Annotated in this window: 17 protein-coding genes; 10 read left to right on the plus strand and 7 right to left on the minus strand. The window is 71.1% G+C overall.

The window, feature by feature from the left end:
* Window positions 1–46: 46 nt before the first annotated feature.
* Window positions 47–829, minus strand: a complete 783-nt coding sequence (locus Ato02nite_RS25510; RefSeq protein WP_213009148.1) for a nucleotidyltransferase domain-containing protein — start codon at window positions 827–829, stop codon at window positions 47–49.
* Window positions 830–854: 25 nt separating this feature from the next.
* Window positions 855–1,304 (minus strand): MarR family winged helix-turn-helix transcriptional regulator, encoded by a 450-nt coding sequence (locus tag Ato02nite_RS25515; protein WP_213009149.1) that lies wholly within the window; start codon window positions 1,302–1,304, stop codon window positions 855–857.
* Between the two features lie 77 nt (window positions 1,305–1,381).
* Here Ato02nite_RS25515 and Ato02nite_RS25520 point away from each other — a divergent pair, with 77 nt between their 5' ends.
* The 3 genes from Ato02nite_RS25520 to Ato02nite_RS25530 all read left to right on the plus strand — a co-directional run bounded on the left by Ato02nite_RS25520 (window position 1,382) and on the right by Ato02nite_RS25530 (window position 5,861).
* Window positions 1,382–2,350, plus strand: a complete 969-nt coding sequence (locus Ato02nite_RS25520) for a quinone oxidoreductase family protein (protein ID WP_246607413.1) — start codon at window positions 1,382–1,384, stop codon at window positions 2,348–2,350.
* 131 nt (window positions 2,351–2,481) lie between these two features.
* Window positions 2,482–3,657 carry an alginate lyase family protein gene (locus Ato02nite_RS25525; protein ID WP_246607414.1) on the plus strand — a complete coding sequence of 392 codons (1,176 nt, stop codon included), beginning with the start codon at window positions 2,482–2,484 and terminating at the stop codon, window positions 3,655–3,657.
* Window positions 3,658–3,668: 11 nt separating this feature from the next.
* On the plus strand, window positions 3,669–5,861 hold the full coding sequence (locus Ato02nite_RS25530) for an RICIN domain-containing protein (RefSeq protein ID WP_213009150.1): 2,193 nt from the start codon (window positions 3,669–3,671) through the stop codon (window positions 5,859–5,861).
* Between the two features lie 205 nt (window positions 5,862–6,066).
* Here Ato02nite_RS25530 and Ato02nite_RS25535 read toward each other — a convergent pair whose 3' ends face one another.
* Complete coding sequence (locus Ato02nite_RS25535) at window positions 6,067–7,110, minus strand: NAD(P)-dependent alcohol dehydrogenase (RefSeq protein WP_213009151.1); 1,044 nt, start codon at window positions 7,108–7,110, stop codon at window positions 6,067–6,069.
* Between the two features lie 95 nt (window positions 7,111–7,205).
* On the opposite strand from Ato02nite_RS25535, the gene Ato02nite_RS52585 reads away from it, so the two are divergent.
* The 3 genes from Ato02nite_RS52585 to Ato02nite_RS25550 are packed head-to-tail and all read left to right on the plus strand — an operon-like array spanning window position 7,206 to window position 9,064.
* Window positions 7,206–7,787, plus strand: a complete 582-nt coding sequence (locus tag Ato02nite_RS52585) for a TetR/AcrR family transcriptional regulator (RefSeq protein WP_213009152.1) — start codon at window positions 7,206–7,208, stop codon at window positions 7,785–7,787.
* A 45-nt stretch (window positions 7,788–7,832) separates the two neighbouring features.
* Window positions 7,833–8,402 (plus strand): TetR/AcrR family transcriptional regulator, encoded by a 570-nt coding sequence (locus Ato02nite_RS25545; RefSeq protein WP_213009153.1) that lies wholly within the window; start codon window positions 7,833–7,835, stop codon window positions 8,400–8,402.
* Window positions 8,399–9,064 (plus strand): lysophospholipid acyltransferase family protein, encoded by a 666-nt coding sequence (locus Ato02nite_RS25550; RefSeq protein ID WP_213009154.1) that lies wholly within the window; start codon window positions 8,399–8,401, stop codon window positions 9,062–9,064. The genes Ato02nite_RS25545 and Ato02nite_RS25550 overlap by 4 nt, the downstream gene beginning before the upstream one ends.
* Here Ato02nite_RS25550 and Ato02nite_RS25555 read toward each other — a convergent pair.
* Window positions 9,042–10,001: a DUF4037 domain-containing protein gene (locus Ato02nite_RS25555; RefSeq protein ID WP_213009155.1), complete on the minus strand. Its 960-nt coding sequence runs from the start codon at window positions 9,999–10,001 to the stop codon at window positions 9,042–9,044. The genes Ato02nite_RS25550 and Ato02nite_RS25555 overlap by 23 nt on opposite strands.
* 98 nt (window positions 10,002–10,099) lie before the next feature.
* On the opposite strand from Ato02nite_RS25555, the gene Ato02nite_RS25560 reads away from it, so the two are divergent.
* Genes Ato02nite_RS25560 through Ato02nite_RS25575 form a run of 4 tightly spaced genes read left to right on the plus strand, consistent with a single transcriptional unit; the run spans window position 10,100 to window position 15,856 of the window.
* Window positions 10,100–10,918, plus strand: a complete 819-nt coding sequence (locus tag Ato02nite_RS25560; protein ID WP_213009156.1) for an SGNH/GDSL hydrolase family protein — start codon at window positions 10,100–10,102, stop codon at window positions 10,916–10,918.
* A gap of 50 nt (window positions 10,919–10,968) precedes the next feature.
* A complete protein-coding gene (locus Ato02nite_RS25565) occupies window positions 10,969–12,399 on the plus strand; it encodes a hypothetical protein (protein WP_213009157.1) in 1,431 nt (476 codons plus the stop codon).
* A 38-nt stretch (window positions 12,400–12,437) separates the two neighbouring features.
* Window positions 12,438–13,217: an FAD binding domain-containing protein gene (locus tag Ato02nite_RS25570; RefSeq protein ID WP_213009158.1), complete on the plus strand. Its 780-nt coding sequence runs from the start codon at window positions 12,438–12,440 to the stop codon at window positions 13,215–13,217.
* Window positions 13,214–15,856, plus strand: coding sequence for a molybdopterin-dependent oxidoreductase (locus Ato02nite_RS25575; protein WP_213009159.1), 2,643 nt, complete (start codon window positions 13,214–13,216; stop codon window positions 15,854–15,856). Before Ato02nite_RS25570 ends, Ato02nite_RS25575 begins: the two co-directional genes overlap by 4 nt.
* Here the strand turns inward: Ato02nite_RS25575 and Ato02nite_RS25580 are convergent.
* Genes Ato02nite_RS25580 through Ato02nite_RS25590 form a run of 3 tightly spaced genes read right to left on the minus strand, consistent with a single transcriptional unit; the run spans window position 15,853 to window position 21,188 of the window.
* On the minus strand, window positions 15,853–17,748 hold the full coding sequence (locus Ato02nite_RS25580; RefSeq protein ID WP_246607415.1) for an ATP-binding protein: 1,896 nt from the start codon (window positions 17,746–17,748) through the stop codon (window positions 15,853–15,855). The genes Ato02nite_RS25575 and Ato02nite_RS25580 overlap by 4 nt on opposite strands.
* A gap of 44 nt (window positions 17,749–17,792) precedes the next feature.
* Window positions 17,793–19,058, minus strand: a complete 1,266-nt coding sequence (locus tag Ato02nite_RS25585; RefSeq protein ID WP_246607416.1) for a sensor histidine kinase — start codon at window positions 19,056–19,058, stop codon at window positions 17,793–17,795.
* 39 nt (window positions 19,059–19,097) lie between these two features.
* A complete protein-coding gene (locus Ato02nite_RS25590; protein WP_213009161.1) occupies window positions 19,098–21,188 on the minus strand; it encodes a transglycosylase domain-containing protein in 2,091 nt (696 codons plus the stop codon).
* Window positions 21,189–21,541 lie beyond the last annotated feature (353 nt).

The raw sequence follows: 21,541 nt of genomic DNA on the forward strand, positions 1-21,541 counted from the left end.
CGGCCCCAGCAGGCGGCGCGGGCGCGGGCCGAGCAACTGGCGCGAGTCAGAGCCGGGTGCCGAATCGGCGCCACGCGTCGTCGGCCACGGTGTTCACCGAGTCGAAGGCCTCGCGCAGGTCGGAGAGCGTGAAGACCGCCGGCTCGCCGGCCCGGAAGGCGGCCGCGCGGCGGGCCAGATCGGCGTGCTGCGGGAACAGCTCCGCCAGGTAGTTCGCGGCGGCAGCCTTGGAGATGATGTCGCCGGTCGCGGCGGTGTGGTGCAGGCGGGCCGGGCCGGTGACGAACCAGACCACGGTCTCGGCATCCAGGGGCTGGGCCGGATCCAGCGCCGCCAGGTGCGGCGTGTTCTCCACCACCGACGCCTGCCAGTAGTCGCGCAGGTTGTCCAGGTTGTAGCGGAGCAGTTCGCCCGGGTCGACCCCCACATCCAGGTCGGCGATCTCCGGGCCGCGCACCCTCACCCCGTACCGTCGGAAGACCTGCCAGACCACCGGCGTGAGCTCACCGCAGGGTTTTCCGGTCCGGAAAACGCCGTTGACCACGAACGGGACCGGCTCCTGGTGCGTGGGCCAGGCGGTGGCGAGCGCCGGCGGGACGTAGACGGCATCGAAGTACGGGCGGGTGGCCATCGACTGGTGGATCTTGTCGAGCACCGCCAGATCGTCGGCGGTCGGCTCACTCGCGGTGAGGATGATCGTATCGATGTCGCTGAGCCGGGGCTGCCAGGCATCCAGAGCGGCCGAGCCGACGAGGTAGAGGCCTTGCACGAAACCGGGCAACTCACAGTCGACGAGTTCCAGATAGGTGTTGGTCACCTTATCGATCACCCGGGCGACCGTAGCAGCGCACCGCTCATCCGGTGGTGTCGAAGAGGTCCACCCCGTGTGCCTTCGCGTAGGCCACCAGCAGCCGGCTGACCAGGGCGGTCAGGTCGGCGCGGTCCTGGTCGGGCAGCACGCCGAGCATCCCGGTCACGTCGGACTCGAAGCCGGCCGCCACCCCGGCGCCCAGCTCCCGGGCCCGGTCGGTGAGCACAACCAGGGACGAGCGGCGGTCGGTGGGCGACGGGACCCGGGTGACCAGGCCCCGCCGCTCGGCCCGGTCGATCAGGCCGGTGACGCTCGACTTGTCCAGGCCGAGGAGTTTCGCCAGCTCCTGCATGGTGGGGCGGCGGTCGCGCAGGACGCCCAGCAGCCGGGTCTGGATCAGGGACAGGTCGTGCTCGGCGGCACGCCGGTCGAGCGCGCCCTGGATCAGGAACGAGAGCTGGGCGAGGCCGTCGACGGTGCTGATGGCGGGCATGACGGCGAGACTACTTGATTTAGTACGTGGCACCAACTATATTAGTTTGTGTCACGTACTAAATCTCGGAGGTCATCATGAAGATGCACGCCGCCGTCGTCACCTCGTTCGACGAGCCCCCGCACTACCTGCCGTTCGAGGTTCCCGAGGTGAGCGCGGGACAGGTTCTGGTGGACGTCCTCGCCGTCGGGCTGCATCCGCGGGTCCGCACCGGCGCGACCGGCCAGCACTACACGAGCAGCGGCACGCTGCCGATGATCCCGGGCATCGACGGCGTCGGCCGGAGCGCCGCCGGCCGCACGGTCTATTTCGTGGCCGACGACGACGTCATCGGGACCATGGCGGAGAAGGCCGTGGTGGACGCGCGCCGGATGGTCGAACTGCCCGCGGGCATCGACGTCGCCAAGGTGGCGGCGGCGATGAACCCGGCGATGTCGTCGTGGGTCGCCCTGCGCCGCCGGGTGCCGATCCAGCCGGGGCAGAGCGTGCTGATCCTCGGCGCCACCGGCAATGCGGGGGCGATGGCCGCGCAGGTGGCCAAGCGGCTCGGGGCCGGCCGGGTGGTCGCCGCGGGCCGCAACGCCGAGCGACTCGCGGCCGTGCCGGCCGACGAGCACGTCGCGCTCGGCGACGGGCCGGACGCCCTGGCCGACGCGGCGGCCGACGTCGACATCGTGATCGACTATCTCTGGGGCAAGCCGGCGTCGGAAGCGATCATGGCGCTGCTGACGGCCCGGCGGGACCGCAGCCGGCAACTGAACTGGATTCAGATCGGGTCGATGGCCGGACCGACCATCGAACTGCCGTCGGTGGCACTGCGATCGGCGAACTTCCGGTTGCAGGGCAACGGCCAGGGCGCCGTGTCACCGCGGGCCTACCTGGCCGAACTGCCGTCGCTGGTCGATGAGATCGACGCCGGAACGATCGCGGTCACTCCGCGGTCGATGCCGCTGGCCGACGTCGAACTCGCCTGGAACCGGCCGGACGTGCCGGGCGAGCGGGTGGTGCTGACCACCGGAACCGGTTTCAGCAGGGATCATGGCTGAGAGCGCTCTCTTGTTCCGGAACCTTTAACTAAGTCTTAAGTCGGGCAAGTCTGGCTTGACCGGGCGGTTGCGATTCGGAAACTGTTAACCCACTTTCCGGTTTCCCCATCCCCCACCCGGGAGCATCCCCCATGCGCAAACGCGCCCTATTAGCGGCTTTCACGGCCTTGGTCGCGGTGGGCGGCGCCTTCGGCGTCCGCCTCGCGACGGCCGATGCCGCACCGATCACCTTCAGCCATCCGGGCGTGCTGGTCAGTCGCGCCCAACTCGACTTCGTGAAGGGCCAGGTCACCGCCGGCGCCCAGCCCTGGACGGCCGCCTTCAACCAGCTGAAGGCCAGCTCGTACGCGTCGCTCTCGCGCACCCCCAAGCCGAGAGCGACCGTCGAGTGCGGCTCCTACTCCAACCCGAACAACGGCTGCACGGACGAGCGTGAGGACGCGATCGCGGCCTACACCGACGCGCTGGCCTGGTACATCACCGGCAACGCGGCCTACGCGCAGAAGTCGATCGCGCTGATGGACGCGTGGTCGGCCACGATCAAGGCGCACACCAACAGCAACGGCCCCCTGCAGACCGGGTGGGCCGGATCGGTCTGGCCGCGCGCCGCCGAGATCATCAAGTACACCTACTCCAGCTGGCCGAACGCGACCCGGTTCGCCACCATGCTGCGCACCGTCTACCTGCCGACGGTCATCGCGGGCAGCTCCAACAACGGCAACTGGGAGCTGTCGATGATGGAGGCCGCCGTCGGCATCGCGGTCTTCCTCGACGACAAGGCCAGTTACGACCGGGCGATCACCCGGTTCAAGGCCCGCGCCGCCGCCTACATCTACATCACCGCGGACGGCGCGCAGCCGAAGTACCCGCCGGTCGGCAGCGTCGACACGACCAGCGAGCTGATCAGCTTCTGGCAGGGGCAGAGCACGTTCGTCGACGGCCTGTCCCAGGAGACCTGCCGGGACTTCGTGCACACCGGCTACGGCATCTCGGCGATCAGCCACGTCGCCGAGACCACCCGCATCCAGGGCGAGGACCTGTGGCCCTCGCTGCAGGAACGAATGCGCCAGGCACTCGGTCTGCACACCAAGTTCGAGAACGGTACGGCGGTGCCGTCGAACATCTGCGGCGGCAAGGTGACCAAGGGACTCGGGCCGATCAGTGAGGTGGCGTTCAACGCGCTGCACAACCGGCTCGGCATCGCCATGAGCAATTCACAGACCTTCACCGAATCGCGCCGCCCGCAGGGAACGAACAATCTGTTCGTCGCCTGGGAGACGCTGACCCACGCCAACAACCCGGCCTGAGGGGCTTCATCGTGAAATCACGCAAACTCGTGACCGGCGCGGTGCTGGCCGTGGTGGTCGGCGCGCTCGGCATCTTCGGTATCACCAATGCCTTCGCGGCCTCGTCCGGCACGCTGGTGAGTTCCGCCAACGGCAAATGCCTGGACGTCACGAACGGTTCGACGACCAACGGCAATCAGCCGCAGATGTGGTCGTGCACCAGCGCCAACCAGAACCAGACCTGGACCCTCGCCGACAACGGTTCGGTGCAGGGGCGCGGCAAGTGCCTCGACATCGTCAACGGGGCGACCGCCAACGGATCGGTCGTGCATCTCTGGGACTGTTACGACACGGTCGCCTCGCAGAAGTGGACGCTGACCGCCGGCAAGGATCTGGTCAACACCGCGTCCGGGAAATGCCTCGACATCAAGGACAACAACCTGGCTGACGGCGCGAAACTGCAGATCTGGGACTGCGGCGGCTCCGCCAACCAGAAATGGACCTTCTCGGGAGGGACCACGACGCCCACGACCCCGCCAACGTCGCCGACCACCGTTCCGCCGAACCCCACCAACCCGGATCTCGGCCCGAACGTCACCGTCTTCGACCCGTCGATGTCGGCGTCGACCATTCAGAGCAAGCTGACCAGCGTCTTCAACGCGCAGGTCAGCAACCAGTTCGGCAGCGCGCGTTACGCGCTGCTGTTCAAGCCGGGCAGCTACAACGTGGACGCCAACGTCGGCTTCTTCACCCAGGTCGCCGGCCTCGGCCTCTCCCCCGACCAGGTGACCATCAACGGTCACGTACACGTCGAGGCGGACTGGTGGCCGGACGGCTCGCAGAACGCCACGCAGAACTTCTGGCGCTCCGCCGAGGGCCTGTCCGTGACCCCCGGTGACGGGCTGGACCGGTGGTCGGTGTCGCAGGCCGCTCCGTACCGGCGCATGCACGTGCGCGGCAATCTGGCGCTGTCCGACGGCGGCTGGTCCTCCGGCGGCTTCATCGCCGACTCGAAGATCGACGGACAGATCCAGTCCGGGTCGCAGCAGCAGTTCCTTACCCGCAACACGCAGATGGGCAGCTGGAACGGCTCCAACTGGAACCAGGTCTTCGTCGGCAGTCCGGGCGCGCCGGCGCAGAGCTTCCCGTCCCCGCCGTACACCACGGTCGGGTCGTCGCCGGTCATCGCCGAGAAGCCCTACCTGTACGTCGACAGCGCCGGCGCCTACCAGGTCTTCGTGCCGGCCCTGCGGACCAACGCGAGCGGCACCACCTGGGCGTCCGGCACCCCGGCCGGCACGTCGCTGCCGATCAGCACGTTCTACGTCGTCAAGTCCGGTGACACCGCGTCCACGATCAACGCGGCCCTCGCGGCCGGTAAGAACCTGCTCGTCACGCCCGGTGTCTACCAGCTCAACCAGACACTGAACGTGAACCGCGCGGGGACGGTCATTCTCGGCCTCGGCCTCGCCACCTTCCAACCCACCGGCGGGGTCGACGCGATGCACGTCGCCGACGTCGACGGCGTGCGGCTGGCCGGCATCCTGCTCGACGCCGGCACCACCAACTCGAACATCCTGCTCCAGGTCGGCCCGGCCGGTTCGTCGGCATCGCACGCCGCCAACCCGACCGTGCTGTCCGACGTGTTCGTGCGGATCGGCGGCGCGGTCGCCGGAAAGGCCACCACCAGCGTCGAGGTCAACAGCAACAACGTGATCGGCGACCACGCGTGGATCTGGCGGGCCGACCACGGCGTCGGCACCAACACCGTCGGCTGGACCTACAACCCGGCCCGGACCGGCCTCGTCGTGAACGGTCAGAACGTGACCTTCTACGGCCTGTTCGTCGAGCATTACCAGCAGTACCAGACGATCTGGAACGGTAACGGCGGGCGGACCTACTTCTACCAGAACGAAATGCCGTACGACCCGCCGAACCAGGCCGCCTACATGAACGGTTCCACCCAGGGCTGGGCGGCCTACAAGGTGGCCGACTCGGTGACGTCGCACGAGGCGTGGGGATTGGGCAGCTACGCCTACTTCAACGTCAATCCGTCCGTCGTCAACGCCCGCGCCTTCGAGGTCCCGGTCAACGCCGGCGTGAAATTCCACGACATGGTGACCGTCTCCCTCGGCGGCGTAGGAACGATCAGCCACGTCATCAACAACACCGGCGCGGCCGTGAACAGCGGCCACCAGGTAACGAGCATCGTCAGCGGACCTTAGCTTCTCCATTCCCGCCGTTCGGCCCGGTCGTCTTGCGGCGACCGGGCCGAGCCCTTTCCGAACGAGAAACCCGAAGATCAAGAGCTTGATGTCGCATCTGGGTGGGTGGTGCAGACCGTCGCTCCCGCCGAGGCCGGGCCGGGGCCCAGCTTCGCCGGCCCTGGCCCTTCATTCTGCGTGAGTGGTCACCCAAGACCCTTCCGGCTCAATCGAGGTCGGACATGTCCAGCACGAATCGGTAGCGGACGTCGCCCTTCTCGAGTCGGGTGAGGGCTTCTTCGATCCTGGATGACGGAAGCAGTTCGATATCGGCGCTGATGCCCTTCTCGGCGCAGAACGACAGCAACTCGGCTGTGTACTTCGTGCCGCCCGTACCCGAAGAGGTCAGGTTCTTGCGGCCGAAGGTCAGTTCCATGATTCGCACCGAGGTCTCCAGCGGGGCGCCCAGCACGCTGAGGGTGCCCTGCAGGGTGAGCAGGCGCAGCAGCGGCGAGAAGTCGTGCACGGCGGCGATGGTGTCGAGGATCAGGTCGAACCGGCCGAACGCCTGCTTCAGCTGCGCGTCGTCGGTGGTGAGCACGAGATCGGTCGCGCCGAGCGCGCGGGCGTCGGCGGCCTTGCCGGGCGTGCGGCTCAGGACGGTGACCTCGGCGCCCAGCGCGACGGCCAGTTTCACGCCGAGGTGGCCCAGCCCGCCCAGCCCGGCCACCGCGACCTTGCTGCCCGGGCCGATGCCGGCCGCCCGCAGCGGCTCCCACATGGTGATCCCGGCGCACATCAGCGGGGCCGCCGCGGCCGGGTCGAGGCCGTCGGGCAGGCGGTAGGCGAACTTCTCGCGCAGCACGTACTCCCGGCTGTAGCCGCCCAGCGTGGTGGTGCCGTCGACCCGGTCGGCGCCGCCGTAGGTGCTGGTGACGCCCTGGTAGCAGAAGTTCTCCTGACCGATGCGGCACATCGCGCACTCGCCGCAGGAGTCGACGATGGTGCCGACCGCAACCCGGTCGCCGGGGGCGAAACCGGTCACCGCGGGACCGGCGGCGGTGACCGTGCCGGTGAACTCGTGGCCCGGGACGAGGCCGTCGGTGGACTTGCCGGTGAGGCCGTGGATGGCGTGCAGGTCGCTGTGGCAGACGCCGCAGTAGTCGACGCGCACCGCGATGTCGTCGTCGCGCAGCTCGCGGCGCTCGATCGGGGCCCGCCGCAGCGCGGTGGAACGGTCGGAACTTTGCCATCCGGTGGTGGTGCGCATGACGCCTCCAAAGACAGACTGTTCGGTCTTTCTCGACCGTAGCCCCCGGATTCGCGAGAAAACAAACCAACTCGTCTGTTTGTTAAAGTGGCCGCATGCCCGCCCTGCCGACCACCGCCAAAGGCACCGCGACCAGCCGCCGCATCCTCGACGCGGCCGCCGAGGAGTTCGCGGAGCGCGGCATCGCCGGCGCCCGGGTCGACCGCATCATCACCGCGGCCAACACCAACAAGGCCCAGCTGTACGGCTACTTCGGCAGCAAGGACGGCCTGTTCGACGCCGTGGTCGCCGACCGCACCGGCCGCCTGATGGACAACGTCCCGTTCGACGCCGGCGACCTGGCCGGCTGGGCCGTGAAGATGTACGACGAGAACCTGCGCCACCCCGACCTGGTCCGCCTGGTCGCCTGGCTGCGACTGGAGCGCCGCCCGGCCGGCCGGCTCGCCGACGACAGCCCCCGGGACGAGCCGAAGCTGTCCGCCATCGCCCGGGCCCAGGCCGCCGGGCAGGTGCGCGAGGGCGACCCGTTCGACCTGTTCGCGCTGGTCCTGTCGATGGCGTTCGCCTGGTCCTCGGCCAGCGGCTTCTACGCCGCCTCCCCCGGCGAGCCCGCCGCCGACCACGACCGCCGCCGCACCCTGCTGCGCGAGAGCGTCCAGCGCGCCATATCGCCGTAACCGCGTTCGTAGACAGTGTCTACGATGCTCTGGTAGACACTGTCTATGAGTTCGGGAGATCTTGAGGCCCGGCTGGTGGCCGCAGGGGTCGAGCTGCTGGCCGAGGCGGGGACCGATGCGCTCTCGCTGCGGGAGATCGCCCGCCGGGCCGGGGTCTCGCACGGCGCACCGCGGCGGTATTTCCCCACCCGGCAGGCGCTGCTGGCGGCCATCGCCCGCGAGGGCTACCGGCGGCTCGGCGGGCTCGTCGCGGAAACCATCGGGGACCACACCGCCGATCCGCGGACGGCGCTTCTGGCGCTCGGCCGACAGTACGTCGCGTTCGCCCGGGACGAGACCGGGATGTTCGCGCTGATGTTCCGGCACGATCTGCTGCGCGGGAACAACATCGGGCTCCGCGAGGAAAGTACGCCTCTGTTCGGCGTACTCGTGGAGTTGCTGAAGCGGGCCGGTGAGGCCCGGCCGACCGCTCAGGCCGGGGCCCTGTGGGCCGCGCTGCACGGGATCGCGCAGCTCTGGCACTGGGGAACGCTCCAGGTGGTGACCGGTCTCGACGACCCGGAGCCGCTGCTCGTCGCCGCCGTCGATGCCCACCTGCGAAAGGTCTCCGCATGATCCTGCCCACCGTGCTGCGTTCCGCCCTGCGGCCGCTGAGCCGGGTCGCCTTCCGGCCCGAGGTGCACGGCGTCGGAAACATCCCGGACCACGGGCCGGTCATTCTCGCCGCCAATCACCTGTCGTTCGTGGACAGTTTCCTCATTCCGCTGGTGACGCCGCGGCGGGTGTCGTTCCTGGCCAAGCAGGAGTATTTCCGGGCCGGCGGGCCCAAGCAGTGGGTGACCCGCAACTTCCTGACCGGGATCGACGCCATTCCGGTGCCGCGCGGCGGTTACCGGGCCGCGCAGGAGTCCCTGGAGATCGCGTTGCGGCTGCTCAAGGACGGCGGCGTGTTCGGCATCCACCCGGAGGGCAGCCGGTCACGGGACGGCCGGCTGTACCGGGGGCGCACCGGGGTGGCCTGGCTGGCGATCGCGTCGGGGGCGCCGGTGGTTCCGGTGGCGCTGGTCGGCACCGAGCGGATCCAGCCGGTGGGGGCGCGTTTCCCCCGGCCGGGAAAGGTCGTCGTGCACTTCGGGGAGCCGCTGCGCTTCACTCCCCCGGCCGACGGCAAGCAGGGGCCGGCCCGCCGCCGGGCCGCCGACGAGGTCATGGCGGCCATCGCGGCACTCTCCGGCCAGGAGATGGCGAACGAGTTCAACGAACTGTCAGCGGGCTGAGGCCGAGCAGCGGAGCCGCCGCGCGGAACAGCGCGGGGTCGCCGAGCAGGTCGGTCGAGTCGACCGCCTGATCGATCGTGCCGGGCAGCCGGGGAATCGTGCCGTGCCGGACGCCGACGCGTTCCAGAACCCGCCGCAGCGCCGGGTCGGTTATCTCGGCGGTCAGCGCAACCGTGTAGCGGCCGGCATCCAGAACTCTGATGTCGCGGTCGTAGAACTGTCGCGGTGACGGATCCAGCGGCGGGCACAGGCCCAGCTCGTTGGTGGCGGCGGCGAGAGCGCTCGACGCCGTACCGATCAGGGCCTCCCGCTCCTGCCACGACGGAGCGGCCGGCGCGGCCGCCAGCGGTGGGCCGACGAGCGCCGCGATCGGAAGCTCGGCGAAGGCGCGGCCGAGCCACTTCGCGTAGGGCGCCCAGCGGCGCGAGACCAGGAACGCCAGCCGGACCAGCTCGCGGGCCAGCCGGGCGGCCAGGATCCGGGAGCCCAGGTCGTCGCCGGTCGAGCCGGTACGGGCGACGAACGCCTCCTCCTGCGACACCTTCAGCCACCCGGCGGCGAGGGCGTAACGCCACACGTCGTCCGGGTACCAGGCGAGCGCCGTCCGGTAGCGGGCCAGCTCGCCGGCCGGATCGTGGAACACCGCACCCCGGGTCAGGCTGGCCAGCAGCTGGGTGGGGGTGAGCAGCCAGTCCGCGACGGTCACCCCGGCGGCCGGGTCGAAGCCCAGGATGCCGGTGAAGAACTCGCCGACGGTGTCCCGGTCGGGGCGGAACACCTGCACCCGCGGCCCGAAGTCGTGGTCCGGCGACACCTCGTCGTCGTACCCCAGCACCTCGGACCCCGGCCCGAGCAAGGCTGCCGCGTGCGGCACCCCGGCCAGCCCCGGCGCCACCCGGTCGACGTAGTACCGCCGTGCGATCTCGATCCCGTTCATCCCACCAGAGGTACCACCGCACGCCGAGTGCGTCTTCGGTGGCGAAGCCGGGGGGAACGTCGGACGGGCACCCGCACGAACCGATCAGACGGGCCGTGATGAGCAGAACTCTCCTGCGGCGTCTCGCCACGATGGTGGTCTCGGTCGCGCTGATCGGCGCGCCGGCGCCCACCGCGGCCGCCCGCCCGGCCGGCGAGCGGGCCGGGCCGTGGCGGGTGATGCCGCTGGGTGACTCGATCACGTTCGGGGTGGGGTCGCCGAGTTTCGACGGCTACCGCACCGCGCTGCGCCGGTGGCTGGCCGCCGACGGGGTGGGCGTCGACTACGTGGGCTCGATGCGCAGCGGCACCGGGCCGGACCGGGACAACGAAGGCCACAAGGGCTGGACCATCGCGCAGATCGCCGCGCGGGTGGACGGCTGGCTGGCCACCTACCGGCCGGACGTGATCCTGCTGCACATCGGCACCAACGACATGGTGCGCGGCGTGCCGGACGCGCCGCGGCGACTCGACCGGCTCCTCGACCGGATCGCCGCCGCCCGGCCGGACGCCCAGGTGTTCGTCGCGCGGATCGTCGGGATCGCCGACGACCGGGGGGTGGGGACGCGGATGCGGCGGACCGCGGCCTACAACGCGGCGGTCGCCCGGATCGTGGCGGGCAAGGGTGCGCGGTTCCACCTGGTCGACCAGAGCGACGTGCGCGGCATCGACATGTGGAACCGGGAGCACCCGAACGACTACGGCTACCGGAAGATGGCCTGGAACTGGTACCGCGCGATGCGGCCGGCGGGCCGTCCGGCGGCCGACGACCCGTACCGGGCCCGGGAGGCGACCCGCTGCAGCGCGAAGCTGGGCTGTCACACCTGGTACCGCACGACCGGCGGGCGGTGGATCACCGCCGGTCAGGCCGACGGCTGAGCTCGGTCATTCGGCCTCCCCGCGCCGCGTTCCTTGGCGACCATGGAGGCATGGGTCGACTGCTGCGCGTCGAGGGGCTCGTGCCGGTCACCGGGGTGCTGGCGTTCCTGCTGCTCTTCGGTGCGCTCGGCGGGCCCGCCGACCCGTCGCCGCAGGCCCGGTGGGTCGGTCTCGGTGCGTTGCTGGCGCCGGCCGTGATGGCGTACGCCCATCGCGGTGCCGCCGCCTGGGCCGGAGTGCTCGCCGCGGTGGTGTGGACGGCACTGGCCGGCAGCGTGGCCACGGCGCTGGTCGGATGGACGTACGCCCTGGTCGCCATCGCCCTCACCCGCCGCGACCGGTCCCCGATGACCGCGCCGGTCCCGCGCCGGCAGCCGCCGGCGCCGGCCGGCCTGCCGCACGTGGCGGTCCCGGCCGAGGCCGCCGGCTTCACCCTCCTCGTGCTGGCCATGGCGGGCTTCGTCGCCGTCCTCACCGAAAAAGCGCCGAGCTCCTGGCTGACCGGCGTGATCGCCGCGTTCGGGCTGGGGTGCGCGCTGCTGGCCCGGGTCGTCGCGCAGCGCGCCGAGCTGCGCCGGCTGTTCGGCACCGCCCAGCCGGTGCACGCGGTGCGGGTGGTCGAGCAGCCGGGCTTCCTGCACGTGCTGCTGCCGGAGCCGGGCGGGCTGCTGGCCCTGGAGTTCGCGTTCGACGTGGCCGAGGACGCGTTCTGGGTCGACGACGACGAGGACCCGCACACCCATCCGGCCACCCTGTACGGCGATCCGCGGCCGGGCGCCTGGTGCACGGTGGAGGTGCGCGGCCGGGTGCACGTGCCGGTGGGTCCGGTCGGCGCGGTGATCGAGGTGGCCTACGACGCGGTGCAGGGGCTGCCCCGCGAGGTCGAGGACGACGAGGAGCAGCTGGTCGATCCGGACGCGCTGCTGCCGGCCGACCGGGGGGACGCGTTCGAGTGCCGGGAGCACCGGATCGCGCCGCAGCGCGCGTGGGCCGCGACGATCGCGATCGGGCTGGGCGGTGCGCTCGCCGCCGGCGAGCTGGCCCAGCTGGCCGGGCTGCCGGCGGCGGCGCTGGGCGCGGTAACCGCGGTGGCGGCGGCCGGCGGGTACGAGTTCGGCTGGCGCACCCAGTTGCGGCCGCGGCTGCGCTGGCATGCGGGCGGGGTGGCGGCGGTCGGTTTCCACGGCCCGGACCGGCAGCCGTGGGCGACCGACAGCGCGGTGGTGCACGACGATGCCGGCACGGTGCTGCTGACCGCGGGCGAGTCGGTATTGACCGTGCCGGTGCCGCCGCCGTGGCCGTCGGCGCAGAGCCAGCGCAGTGCCGATCAGCTCGTGGCGGCGTTGCGGGTGGCCCGCAACCAGTCGTTCGCGATCAGCCCGCTACCTCCGCCGCCGGAGATCGACCTGCCGCGCCGGCCGCTGCCGCTCTTCGCAGCCTGGTTGCTCTCCGTTGTGCTCACCGTGCTCATCCTGGGTTGAGGCGAAGATCTGAAACACAATTCGCGTAGCGTAACTACGTGGATCTGAACACTGTCACGGAAGTGATCAGCCCAGCCGAGCCGGGCCAGTGGCGCCCGGGCGACGCCTGGCTGGGTGGGGGGACGGTGTTGTTCGCGGAGCCTCGGCCACACCTGAGCCGGCTGCTCGATCTGGCCGCCGCGGGCTGGCCGGCGCTCACGCTGCGCGACGACGTTCTGGAGATCGCGGCCACCTGCACGATCGCCGAGCTGGCGGCCGCCGGTTACGAGATCGCGCGGCAGTGCTGTCAGGCGTTCCTGGCCTCGTTCAAGATCTGGAACATGGCGACGGTCGGCGGGAACCTGTGCGCGGCGCTGCCGGCCGGGCCGATGATCGCGCTGGGTGCGGCACTGGACGGGGTCTGCCTGCTGCTCGGCCCGGACGGCGCGCGCGAGGTGCCGGTGGCCGACTTCGTGACCGGGGACGGCACGACCGTGCTGGCCGAGGGCGAGTTGTTGCGGTCGATCACGGTTCCGGCGTCGGCACTGAACGCACCTTTTGCGCTGCGGCAGGGCTCGCTGCACACTCATGGCCGGTCCGGGGTGCTCCTGATCGGCCGACGCACGTTGGATGGCCTGAGCCTCACGGTAACCGCGGCGACAAAACGCCCATACGTTCTGCGCTTCCCCAGCATGCCGAGCGCCGAGGTCGTGCAGATCGCGTTGACGGAGCGAATTCCCATTGACGCCTACGTATCGGACATCCATGGTTTGCCGGCCTGGCGACGCCACCTGACCAGGCGCTACGCGGAGGAGATCCGGCAGGAGCTGGCCGCATGAGGATCAACGGGACCGACCACGAGCAGGCTCCCCGGCCCGGCCAGTGCCTGCGCACCTACCTGCGCGAACAGGGTTGCTTCGGGGTCAAGAAGGGCTGCGACACCGGTGACTGCGGCGCCTGCACGGTGCACGTCGACGGTGCACCGGTGCACTCCTGCGTCTACCCGGCGTTCCGGGCGGCCGACAGGACCGTCACCACGGTGGAGGGCCTGGCCGGCCCGGACGGCCTGCACCCGGTCCAGCAGGCGTTCCTCGACGCGCAGGGATTCCAGTGCGGCTTCTGCACGGCCGGTCTGATCATGACGACCGCCGCGCTCACCGACGACCAGCGCGCCGACCTCTCCCGCTCTTTCAAAGGCAACCTCTGCCGGTGTACGGGCTATCGCGCCATCGCCGACGCGGTGGCCGGCGTGGTGAACGCGGCCGAGCCGGCCCCCGGCACGGCGGTCGGGTCCAGCCTCGGCGCCCCGGCCGGCCCGCAGGTGGTGACCGGCACCGCCCGCTACACGTTCGACCTGGACGTGCCGGGGCTGCTGCACATGAAGGTGCTGCGCTCCCCGCACGCCCACGCCCGCATCGCCGCGGTCGCCACCGAGGCCGCCCTGTCGGTGCCCGGCGTCGTCGCGGTGTTCACCCACGCCGACGACCCGGGCAAGCTGTTCTCCACCGCCCAGCACGAGAACGTGTCCGAGGACCCGGCCGACACCCGCGTCCTGGACGAGGTGGTCCGCTTCGCCGGCCAGCGCGTCGCCGCGGTCGTGGCCACGTCGGAGGCGGCGGCCGAGGCCGGGTGCCGGGCGATCACCGTCGAGTACGACCTGCTGCCGCCGGTGTTCACGCCGGCCGCGGCGATGGCGCCGGACGCACCCCGCCTGCACGCGGCCGAGCGCAACGTGATCGGTGAGCTGCACGACGAGATGGGCGACGTGACGGCCGGGTTCGCCGAGGCCGACGCCGTCTACGAGCAGACCTTCACCTCCGGGCGGGTGCAGCACGCCAGCCTGGAGACACACGGCGCGGTCGGCTGGCTCGACGACGACGGCCGCCTGGTGATCCGCAGCAGCACGCAGACCCCGTTCCTGACCCGGCGGGAGGTCGCGTCGCTGTTCGACCTGCCCCCGGCGAAGGTGCGGGTGATCGCCGGCCGGGTCGGCGGCGGCTTCGGCGGCAAGCAGGAGATGCTGGTCGAGGACCTGGTCGCGCTGGCCGTGCTGCGGCTGGGCCGGCCGGTGAAATGGGAGTACACCCGGGCCGAGCAGTTCACCGGCGCCACCACCCGGCATCCCTTCGAGGTCACCCTCAAGGCCGGGGCCAAGGCCGACGGCACGCTCACCGCGCTGCAGCTCCAGGTCGTGGTCAACACCGGGGCGTACGGGAACCACGGCCCGTCGGTGATGTTCCACGGCTGCCACGAGTCCCTCGCGGTGTACCGCTGCGCCAACAAGAAGACCGACGCGGTCTGCACCTACACCACCACCGTCCCGGCCGGCGCGTTCCGCGGCTACGGCCTCGGCCAGGTGTCGTTCGCGGTCGAGTCGGTGCTCGACGAACTGGCCCGGATGCTCGGCCTCGACCCGATCGCCGTGCGGGAACGCAACATCGTCCGGGCCGGCGAGCCGCTGCTCGCCCCGGGCGACCACGTCGACGACCTGTCCATCGCCAGCTACGGCCTGGACCAGTGCCTGGAGCACGTCCGGGCGGCGGCCCGTGCCCCGGTGCCGCCGGTGCCGGACGGCTGGCTGGTCGGCGACGGTATGGCGATGGCGATGATCGCGGCCGGCCCGCCGGGTGGCCACTTCGCCGACGCCACCGTGACCCTGCTGCCCGACGGCCGGTACGAGCTCGCCGTCGGCACCGCCGAGTTCGGCAACGGCAGCACCACCGTGCACGCCCAGATCGCCGCGGACGTCCTGCACACCACGCCGGACCGGATCAGCGTGCGGCAGTCCGACACCGACGTGGTGGGGCACGACACCGGCGCGTTCGCCTCGACCGGCGTGGTGGTGGCCGGCAAGGCGGTCCTCGCGGCGGCCCGCGATCTGCACGCCGCCATCCTCGATGCGGCCGGCGGCACCGGGCTGACCGTGGACGCCGTGGTGGGCGGGCCGACCCTCAAGGAGGTCGCGGCCAAGGCCGGCCGGCCGCTCACCGGCCACGGCCACTTCGACGGTACGCCGCGGTCGGTCGCGTTCAACGTCCAGTGGTTCCGGGTGGCGGTCGACCCGCACACCGGCGATCTGCGCATCCTCGGCAGCGTGCACGGCGCCGACGCGGGCACCGTGCTCAACCCGCTGCAGTGCCGCGGCCAGATCGAGGGCGGGGTGGCGCAGGCGCTCGGCTCGACCCTGGCCGAGCACGTCGACATCGACGCGGACGGCCGGGTCACCACGACCGGGTTCCGGCAGTACCACCTGCCCACGTTCGCCGACACACCGCGCACCGAGGTGCTGTTCGCCGCGACCGACGACGCGATCGGCCCGCTCGGCGCCAAGTCGATGAGCGAGAGCCCGTACAACCCGGTCGCCCCGGCCATGGCCAACGCGCTGCGCGACGCCACCGGGGTCCGCTTCACCGACCTGCCGTTCACCCGGGACCGTATCTGGGCCGGCCTGGAACGGGCGGTCCGGACCGGCCACTAGGAATTGGCCTCCGCGGTGACCAGGGCGGGCAGCAGCACCGTGAAGGTCGATCCGTGGCCCACCTCGGAGCGGACCGAGACGGTGCCGCCGTGCTCGGAGACGATGTTGCGGACGATCGCCAGCCCCAGGCCGGGGCCCTGCACCGCCTGGTCCATCGCGTTGGCGGCCCGGTGGAACGGGGTGAACAGGCCGGACAGGTCGTCGGCCGGGATGCCCATGCCGGTGTCGGTGACCGTGACGACCGCGTTCGGGCCGTCCACGGTCAGGCGCAGCTCGAACCGGCCGCCGGACGGCGTGAACTTGATCGCGTTGTCGACCAGCTTGCGCAGCGCCCGCTCCAGCTGCACGCCGTCGCCGCGCACCCACGCCTCGTCGACCTCGAGCACGCTCTCCACGTTCTTGGCGCCGGCCGCCGCGGCCACCTCGTCGTGCACGGCGGTGACCATCGCGGCCAGGTCGACCGGCGCCGGCTCGGCGCCGATCCACTCGTTGTCGCGGTCCAGCAGCAGCAGGTCGGCCACGGTGGCCTGCAGCCGGTGCGCGTTACGCAGGATCGCGGCGAGGCTGCGCTCCTGGATCGGGGTCAGCTCGCCCGGCTCGGCGTCGCTGAGCATCTCGGTGTAGCCGAGGATGCTGGTCAGCGGGGTCCGCAGCTCGTGCGTGACGGTCGAGACGAAGACGTCCTTCTGCTCGTCGAGCACCCGCAGTTCGCTGATCAGCCGGGACTGGCGCAGCTGGAAACGCTGCTGGTGGAGCGAGTGGTCGATCTCCCGGCCGATCCCGGCCAGCGCCGACCGCTCGTCCTCGGTCCACTCCGGCCGGTCCGGGCGCAGCACCAGCACCAACCCGGGCGGGCAGTCGTCGTCGCCGCTGAGCGGCACCGCGAGACCGCCCGGCAGGCCGGGCACGTCGCAGGCCTGGCCCGGCCGGCCGGCCCGGATCCGCCGGACCAGCTCGCGGTCCAGCTCGGGCGCGCTCTCCGGCCAGCTGACCGCGAACGTGGCGCCCCGGAAGACGGTGCAGCGGCCGTAGACGGCCTCGGCACCGAGTGCGGCACCGATCATCCGGGCCAGCCGGCGCCCGGTCTCGGCCGGGTCCGCCCGCTTGGTGCGCAGCTCGGCCGCGACCCGCTGGCGCAGCTCGCCGGTGCTGACCCGGGCCTGCTCGGCGGTGAGCAGCCGCTCGATCTCGCCGGCCAGGTCGTTGAGGGTGCCGATGACCGCCCGCATCTCGGCCGGGCCGGTCTCCTCGGCACGGGCGCCGCGCTCACCCTCGGCGAGCCGGCGCAGCGTGTGCCGGATGTGCTCGACCGGTTGCAGCAGGTGCCGCTGGTGCAGGAAGGCCAGGCCGAGGCCGGTGATCAGGACCAGTACGGCGAGGCCGGCGAAGAGCAGCTGCACCCGGTTGGTGGTGCTCCGGTCGGCGGCGACCATCCGCTCGTGCTCGGCGTTGACGGCCGCGGTCACCGCGGCGTTGGCGGTCCGGACGTCGTCGAAGAGCACCCGCCCCCGCGCGGCCCGGTCGGCGTCGGTGTCGACGATGCCGGCGTTGACGATCGGGATCCCGTACGCGTAAAGCCATTGTTCCGCCGCCGCGCGCTCCGCCCGGACCAGATCGATGATCCCGGCGTCGCCGGCCCGGGCGGCGAGCCGGTCCAGCTCGACGAACGCGCCCCGCCGGCCGCTCTCGTAGGGCTGGAGGTAGTCACGGTCCGCGGTCAGCTGGAAGCCGCGTACGCCGGTCTCGGCGTCGGTCATGTCCTGCAGCACCGACCGGTTGGAGTCGAGCATCCACTCGATCTTCGCGACCCGTTCCGCGTGGCCGGCCTGCAGCCGGTCCCCGACCACCAGTTGCAGGCTCACCAGGGCGAGGAACAGGACACACAGCACCACGAACCCACTCGCGACGCGCCGCCTGAGGTTGAACGTCCGGTGGTTCATCGACGGCCCGCCGCAACGGCAGCCGCGGCCGGCAGGGTGAAGGTGACCGTGGTGCCGCCGCCCGGGGTGCCGGCGACGGCGATCCGCCCGCCGTGCCGGTCGACGATCCGCTGGCAGGTGGACAGGCCGACCCCGTGCCCGGTGCGGGCCTTCGGGTCGACCTGGGTGAACATGTCGAAGACCCGGGTGCGCTGGTCGGCCGGGATGCCGATGCCGTTGTCGGCGATCGACACCACCCACTCGGCGCCCTCGCGATGGGCGCCGATCGCGATCCGGCAGGGGCGGTCCGGGTGCCGGTACTTGAGCGAGTTGCCGATCAGGTTCTGCAGCAGCTGCCGGATCAGGGTGGGATCGCAGCCGATCTCCGGCAGGTCACCGCTGACCGTCACCGCGGCGCCCTCGACCCGGGCGCCCAGGTCGGACAGGGCCAGATCGACCAGGTCGCCGAGGCGGGCCTCCTCGAAACGGCAGGGCGCGTTCCCGACCTGCGCGTAGGACAGCAGCGACGTGATCAGGGCGGACATCCGGTCCACCGCTCGCCCGGCCGCACCGATCCAGCCGGTCGCCTGCTGGTCGGCGGCGTTGCGGTCGGCGAGCACCTCCAGGTAGCCGCCGACCACGCTGAGCGGGGCGGCCAGGTCATGGCTGACCACGGCCGCGAAGTGCTCGAGTTCGGCGTTGGAGCGGCGCAGCTCGACGATCGTGGCGGCCCGGTCGGCGTGTGCGCGTTCCAGTTGGGAGTGCTTGGTGCCCAGTTCCACCGCGAGCTCGCCGTTGACCCGGGCCTGCCGGCGGCGCTCGAACAGGGCCAGGATCACCGTGGCCAGGTCCTTGAGCCGGGCCGCTTGCTCGTCGGTCAGGTCTCCCGGCTCGGTGTCGAAGACGCAGAGCGAGCCGAGGGCGTACCCCTGCGGCGTGACCAGCGGCACCGAGGCGTAGAACCGCACCCGGCCCAGCTCCCCGGTGACCCACGGGTTGATCCGGAAGATCGGGTCCTCGGCGGCGTCCCGGCGGACGACGAGGTCACCCTTCTCGAAGTGCACCGCGCACATCGAGTCGGACCGCGCCGAGATGCTCCCCTCGAAACCGAACGAGGTGAGCTGGCACTGCCGGTTCTCGTCGATCAGGTTGAGGGTGGCGTGGGGTACGCCGGCGACCATCGCGGCCACCCGGACGACCGCCTCGAGCTCGTCCCCGGCCGGCAGGTCGAGCAGGCGGTACTCGTGCAGGGCGGCGAGGCGCTCCTGCTCGCGGGTGGTCACCTCGCTAAATTCGGCAGGTGACCACCCGATCCTGAGTTTTCAGCCGCCGAAGGCGATCTGGGTGCTCGGCGCCGTGAAGTCGTCGTAATCGTCCCCGGACGCCGTGCGCAGGGCCTTCGCCACCGACACGATCACCTGCGCCTGGACCGCGCTGCCCACCCGGTTCGACGGGTTCGCCGGGTCGGCCGCGATGCCGGCCGCGACCGCGTTACGGGTGAAACCGACGAACGTCTCGGTGGTGTTGTCCTCGGTGCTGCCGGTCTTGCCGGCCACCGGGCGGCCGCCGAAGATCGAGTTGACCGAGGTGGCGGTGCCGCCGTCGCACTTGCTGTAGCTGCTCTGCTGGCCCACCGGGCAGCGGGCCGCGTCGGTGGCGGCCCGGGCCACGTCGGGGTCGAGGACCTGCTTGCAGTTGCTCGCCACGGTGACCTTCCGGCCGTCCGGGCCGGTGATCGAGTCGACCGGCAGCGGCGAGCAGTAGGTGCCCTCCGAGGCCACCGTCGCGTACGCCGAGGCCAGCTCGAGCGGGGTGGTGTCGATGACCCCGAGGGTGAACGAGCCCCACGAGTCCGCGCTGGTCGCGGCCATCTGAGCGTCGCTCTTGGCGGCGAAGCTGATGCCCAGCTTCTTCGCCTCGGCGACCACCGCGGACGGGCCGATCTCCTCCTCCAGGTGCACGAAGTAGGTGTTCACCGAGCGGCCGAACGCGTTCCACATGGTGCGGTAGCCGTCCATCCAGCTCGGGTTGGCGTTACCCGGGCAGTAGTAGCCGTTGCAGTTGCCCGGCCCGGAATCCGGCCACTCGGTCGGATATTTCGCCGGCGAGTCGAAGCCCTCGTTCAGCGTCTTCCCGGACTCCAGGGCGGCCAGCATCGTGAACATCTTGAAGGTCGACCCGGCCGGGTAGCCGGTCACCCCGGTCCCGCCGCTGATCAGCGGGTTCACCGTGTTCTCGGTGCCCTTCGCGGTCGAGTAGTGCCGGTTGACGGCCAGCGCGAGCACCTTGCCGGTGCCGGGCTGGACCACCGCGATCGGCAGGGTCTTCTTGCTCTTCAGGCCGTAGACGGCGCGGGACTGCTCGGCGGCGGTCTTCTGCACGTCCGGGTCGAGGGTGGTGACGATCGTGTAGCCGCCGCGGCGCAGGGCCGCGTCCCGCTCGGTGCTGGTCGCGCCGAACTGCGTCTGGGTGTCCCACCAGCGCTGCACGTAGTCGCAGAAGAAGCCCCAGCCGTTGGTCTTGCCGGCCGCGTCCACGCAACCGTTGGGCTGGGTCTTGCCGGAGTACTTCAGCTTCTCCGCGGCGGCCGCCCGGTGCTGCGCGGCGGTGATCATGCCGGCTTTCTCCATGGCGCTCAGGACGTACTCCTGGCGGGCCTTGGCCTTGGTCTGTGAGCCGGTGCCGACCGGGTTGTAGGCGTCCGGCGACTGGGCGATGCCGGCGATCAGGGAGGCCTGGGCCAGGTCGAGCTTGGCCGGGGTGGTGCCGAAGATGCGCCGGCTGGCCGCCTCGATGCCGTAGGCGCCGTCACCGAAGTACACGATGTTCAGGTAGTTCTGCAGGATCTGCTGCTTGGAGAGCTTCTGCTCGAGGGCGATCGCGTAGCTTATCTCCTTGAGCTTCCGGGCCGGGGTGTCCTCGGTGGCGGCGGCCCGCTCGGCCGCCGTCAGGCTCGGGTCCTCCTTGAGCACGTTCCGCACGTACTGCATGGTCAGCGTGGAGGCGCCCTGCTCGGCGGTGCCGGCCCGGGCGTCGTTGACCAGCGCCCGGGCGACGCCCTTGACGTCGACACCGCCGTGCTGGAAGAACCGGACGTCCTCGGCCGCGACCATGGCGTTCTGCATGACCGTGGAGATCTGGCCGAGCGCCACGTCGTGCCGGTCCTCGTCGTAGAACGTCGTGATCAGCGTCTTGCCGTCGTTGGCGTAGACCCGGGTGACCTGGGCGCTGGCCGGCGTGAGCAGCTGGGTGGGCAGCTCGTCCTTCTGCTTGTCCGCCCATTTCGTGCCGGCCAGGACGAGCGTGCCGGTCGGGACGGCCGCCACCCCCACGAGAACACCGATCAGCAGCAGCACGCCGCCGAGTCGGCCGAGGGCGCCGCCGCGCCTTCTCTTCGGTTCGGGCTGGGTCATCCGCAAGGTCCTTTCGACGTGAGTCCTTCAGTCCGTACCACCGTTTTCTGAGATCCAGCTGGGTTTCGTTACCGATCCGTAACCTTCAGCCCTGCCTATACACGTGGTGACGATCACACCGGACATCCGGCATTGATCTGTCCAGATTAAGGACGGAATTTCGGGCACCGCGATGAGCAACGTCACTCAGGGTCACCAAGATCCAGTGACTTGGGTTACTGACTGGTAGCTCTGCCACTTGTAGTCCGTGACCTGGGGCGGCAACATTTCCCGCACGTTAAACGACGGCATCGACGGGATTCACTGCTGACGGTTGATCGACAGGGTCACCCGTCGATGCAAACCCATGGCGG

The organism is Paractinoplanes toevensis, from assembly GCF_018332695.1.
Classification (GTDB): Bacteria; Actinomycetota; Actinomycetes; order Mycobacteriales; family Micromonosporaceae; genus Actinoplanes; species Actinoplanes toevensis.

Bases quoted from the DNA above. Each gene is read 5' to 3' on its own strand.
- Ato02nite_RS25515 (WP_213009149.1), bottom strand. From the start codon at position 1,304: ATGCCCGCCATCAGCACCGTCGACGGCCTCGCCCAGCTCTCGTTCCTG.
- Ato02nite_RS25520 (WP_246607413.1), top strand. From the start codon at position 1,382: ATGAAGATGCACGCCGCCGTCGTCACCTCGTTCGACGAGCCCCCGCAC.
- Ato02nite_RS25525 (WP_246607414.1), top strand. From the start codon at position 2,482: ATGCGCAAACGCGCCCTATTAGCGGCTTTCACGGCCTTGGTCGCGGTG.
- Ato02nite_RS25535 (WP_213009151.1), bottom strand. From the start codon at position 7,110: ATGCGCACCACCACCGGATGGCAAAGTTCCGACCGTTCCACCGCGCTG.
- Ato02nite_RS52585 (WP_213009152.1), top strand. From the start codon at position 7,206: ATGCCCGCCCTGCCGACCACCGCCAAAGGCACCGCGACCAGCCGCCGC.
- Ato02nite_RS25545 (WP_213009153.1), top strand. From the start codon at position 7,833: ATGAGTTCGGGAGATCTTGAGGCCCGGCTGGTGGCCGCAGGGGTCGAG.
- Ato02nite_RS25550 (WP_213009154.1), top strand. From the start codon at position 8,399: ATGATCCTGCCCACCGTGCTGCGTTCCGCCCTGCGGCCGCTGAGCCGG.
- Ato02nite_RS25555 (WP_213009155.1), bottom strand. From the start codon at position 10,001: ATGAACGGGATCGAGATCGCACGGCGGTACTACGTCGACCGGGTGGCG.
- Ato02nite_RS25560 (WP_213009156.1), top strand. From the start codon at position 10,100: ATGAGCAGAACTCTCCTGCGGCGTCTCGCCACGATGGTGGTCTCGGTC.
- Ato02nite_RS25565 (WP_213009157.1), top strand. From the start codon at position 10,969: ATGGGTCGACTGCTGCGCGTCGAGGGGCTCGTGCCGGTCACCGGGGTG.
- Ato02nite_RS25575 (WP_213009159.1), top strand. From the start codon at position 13,214: ATGAGGATCAACGGGACCGACCACGAGCAGGCTCCCCGGCCCGGCCAG.
- Ato02nite_RS25590 (WP_213009161.1), bottom strand. From the start codon at position 21,188: ATGACCCAGCCCGAACCGAAGAGAAGGCGCGGCGGCGCCCTCGGCCGA.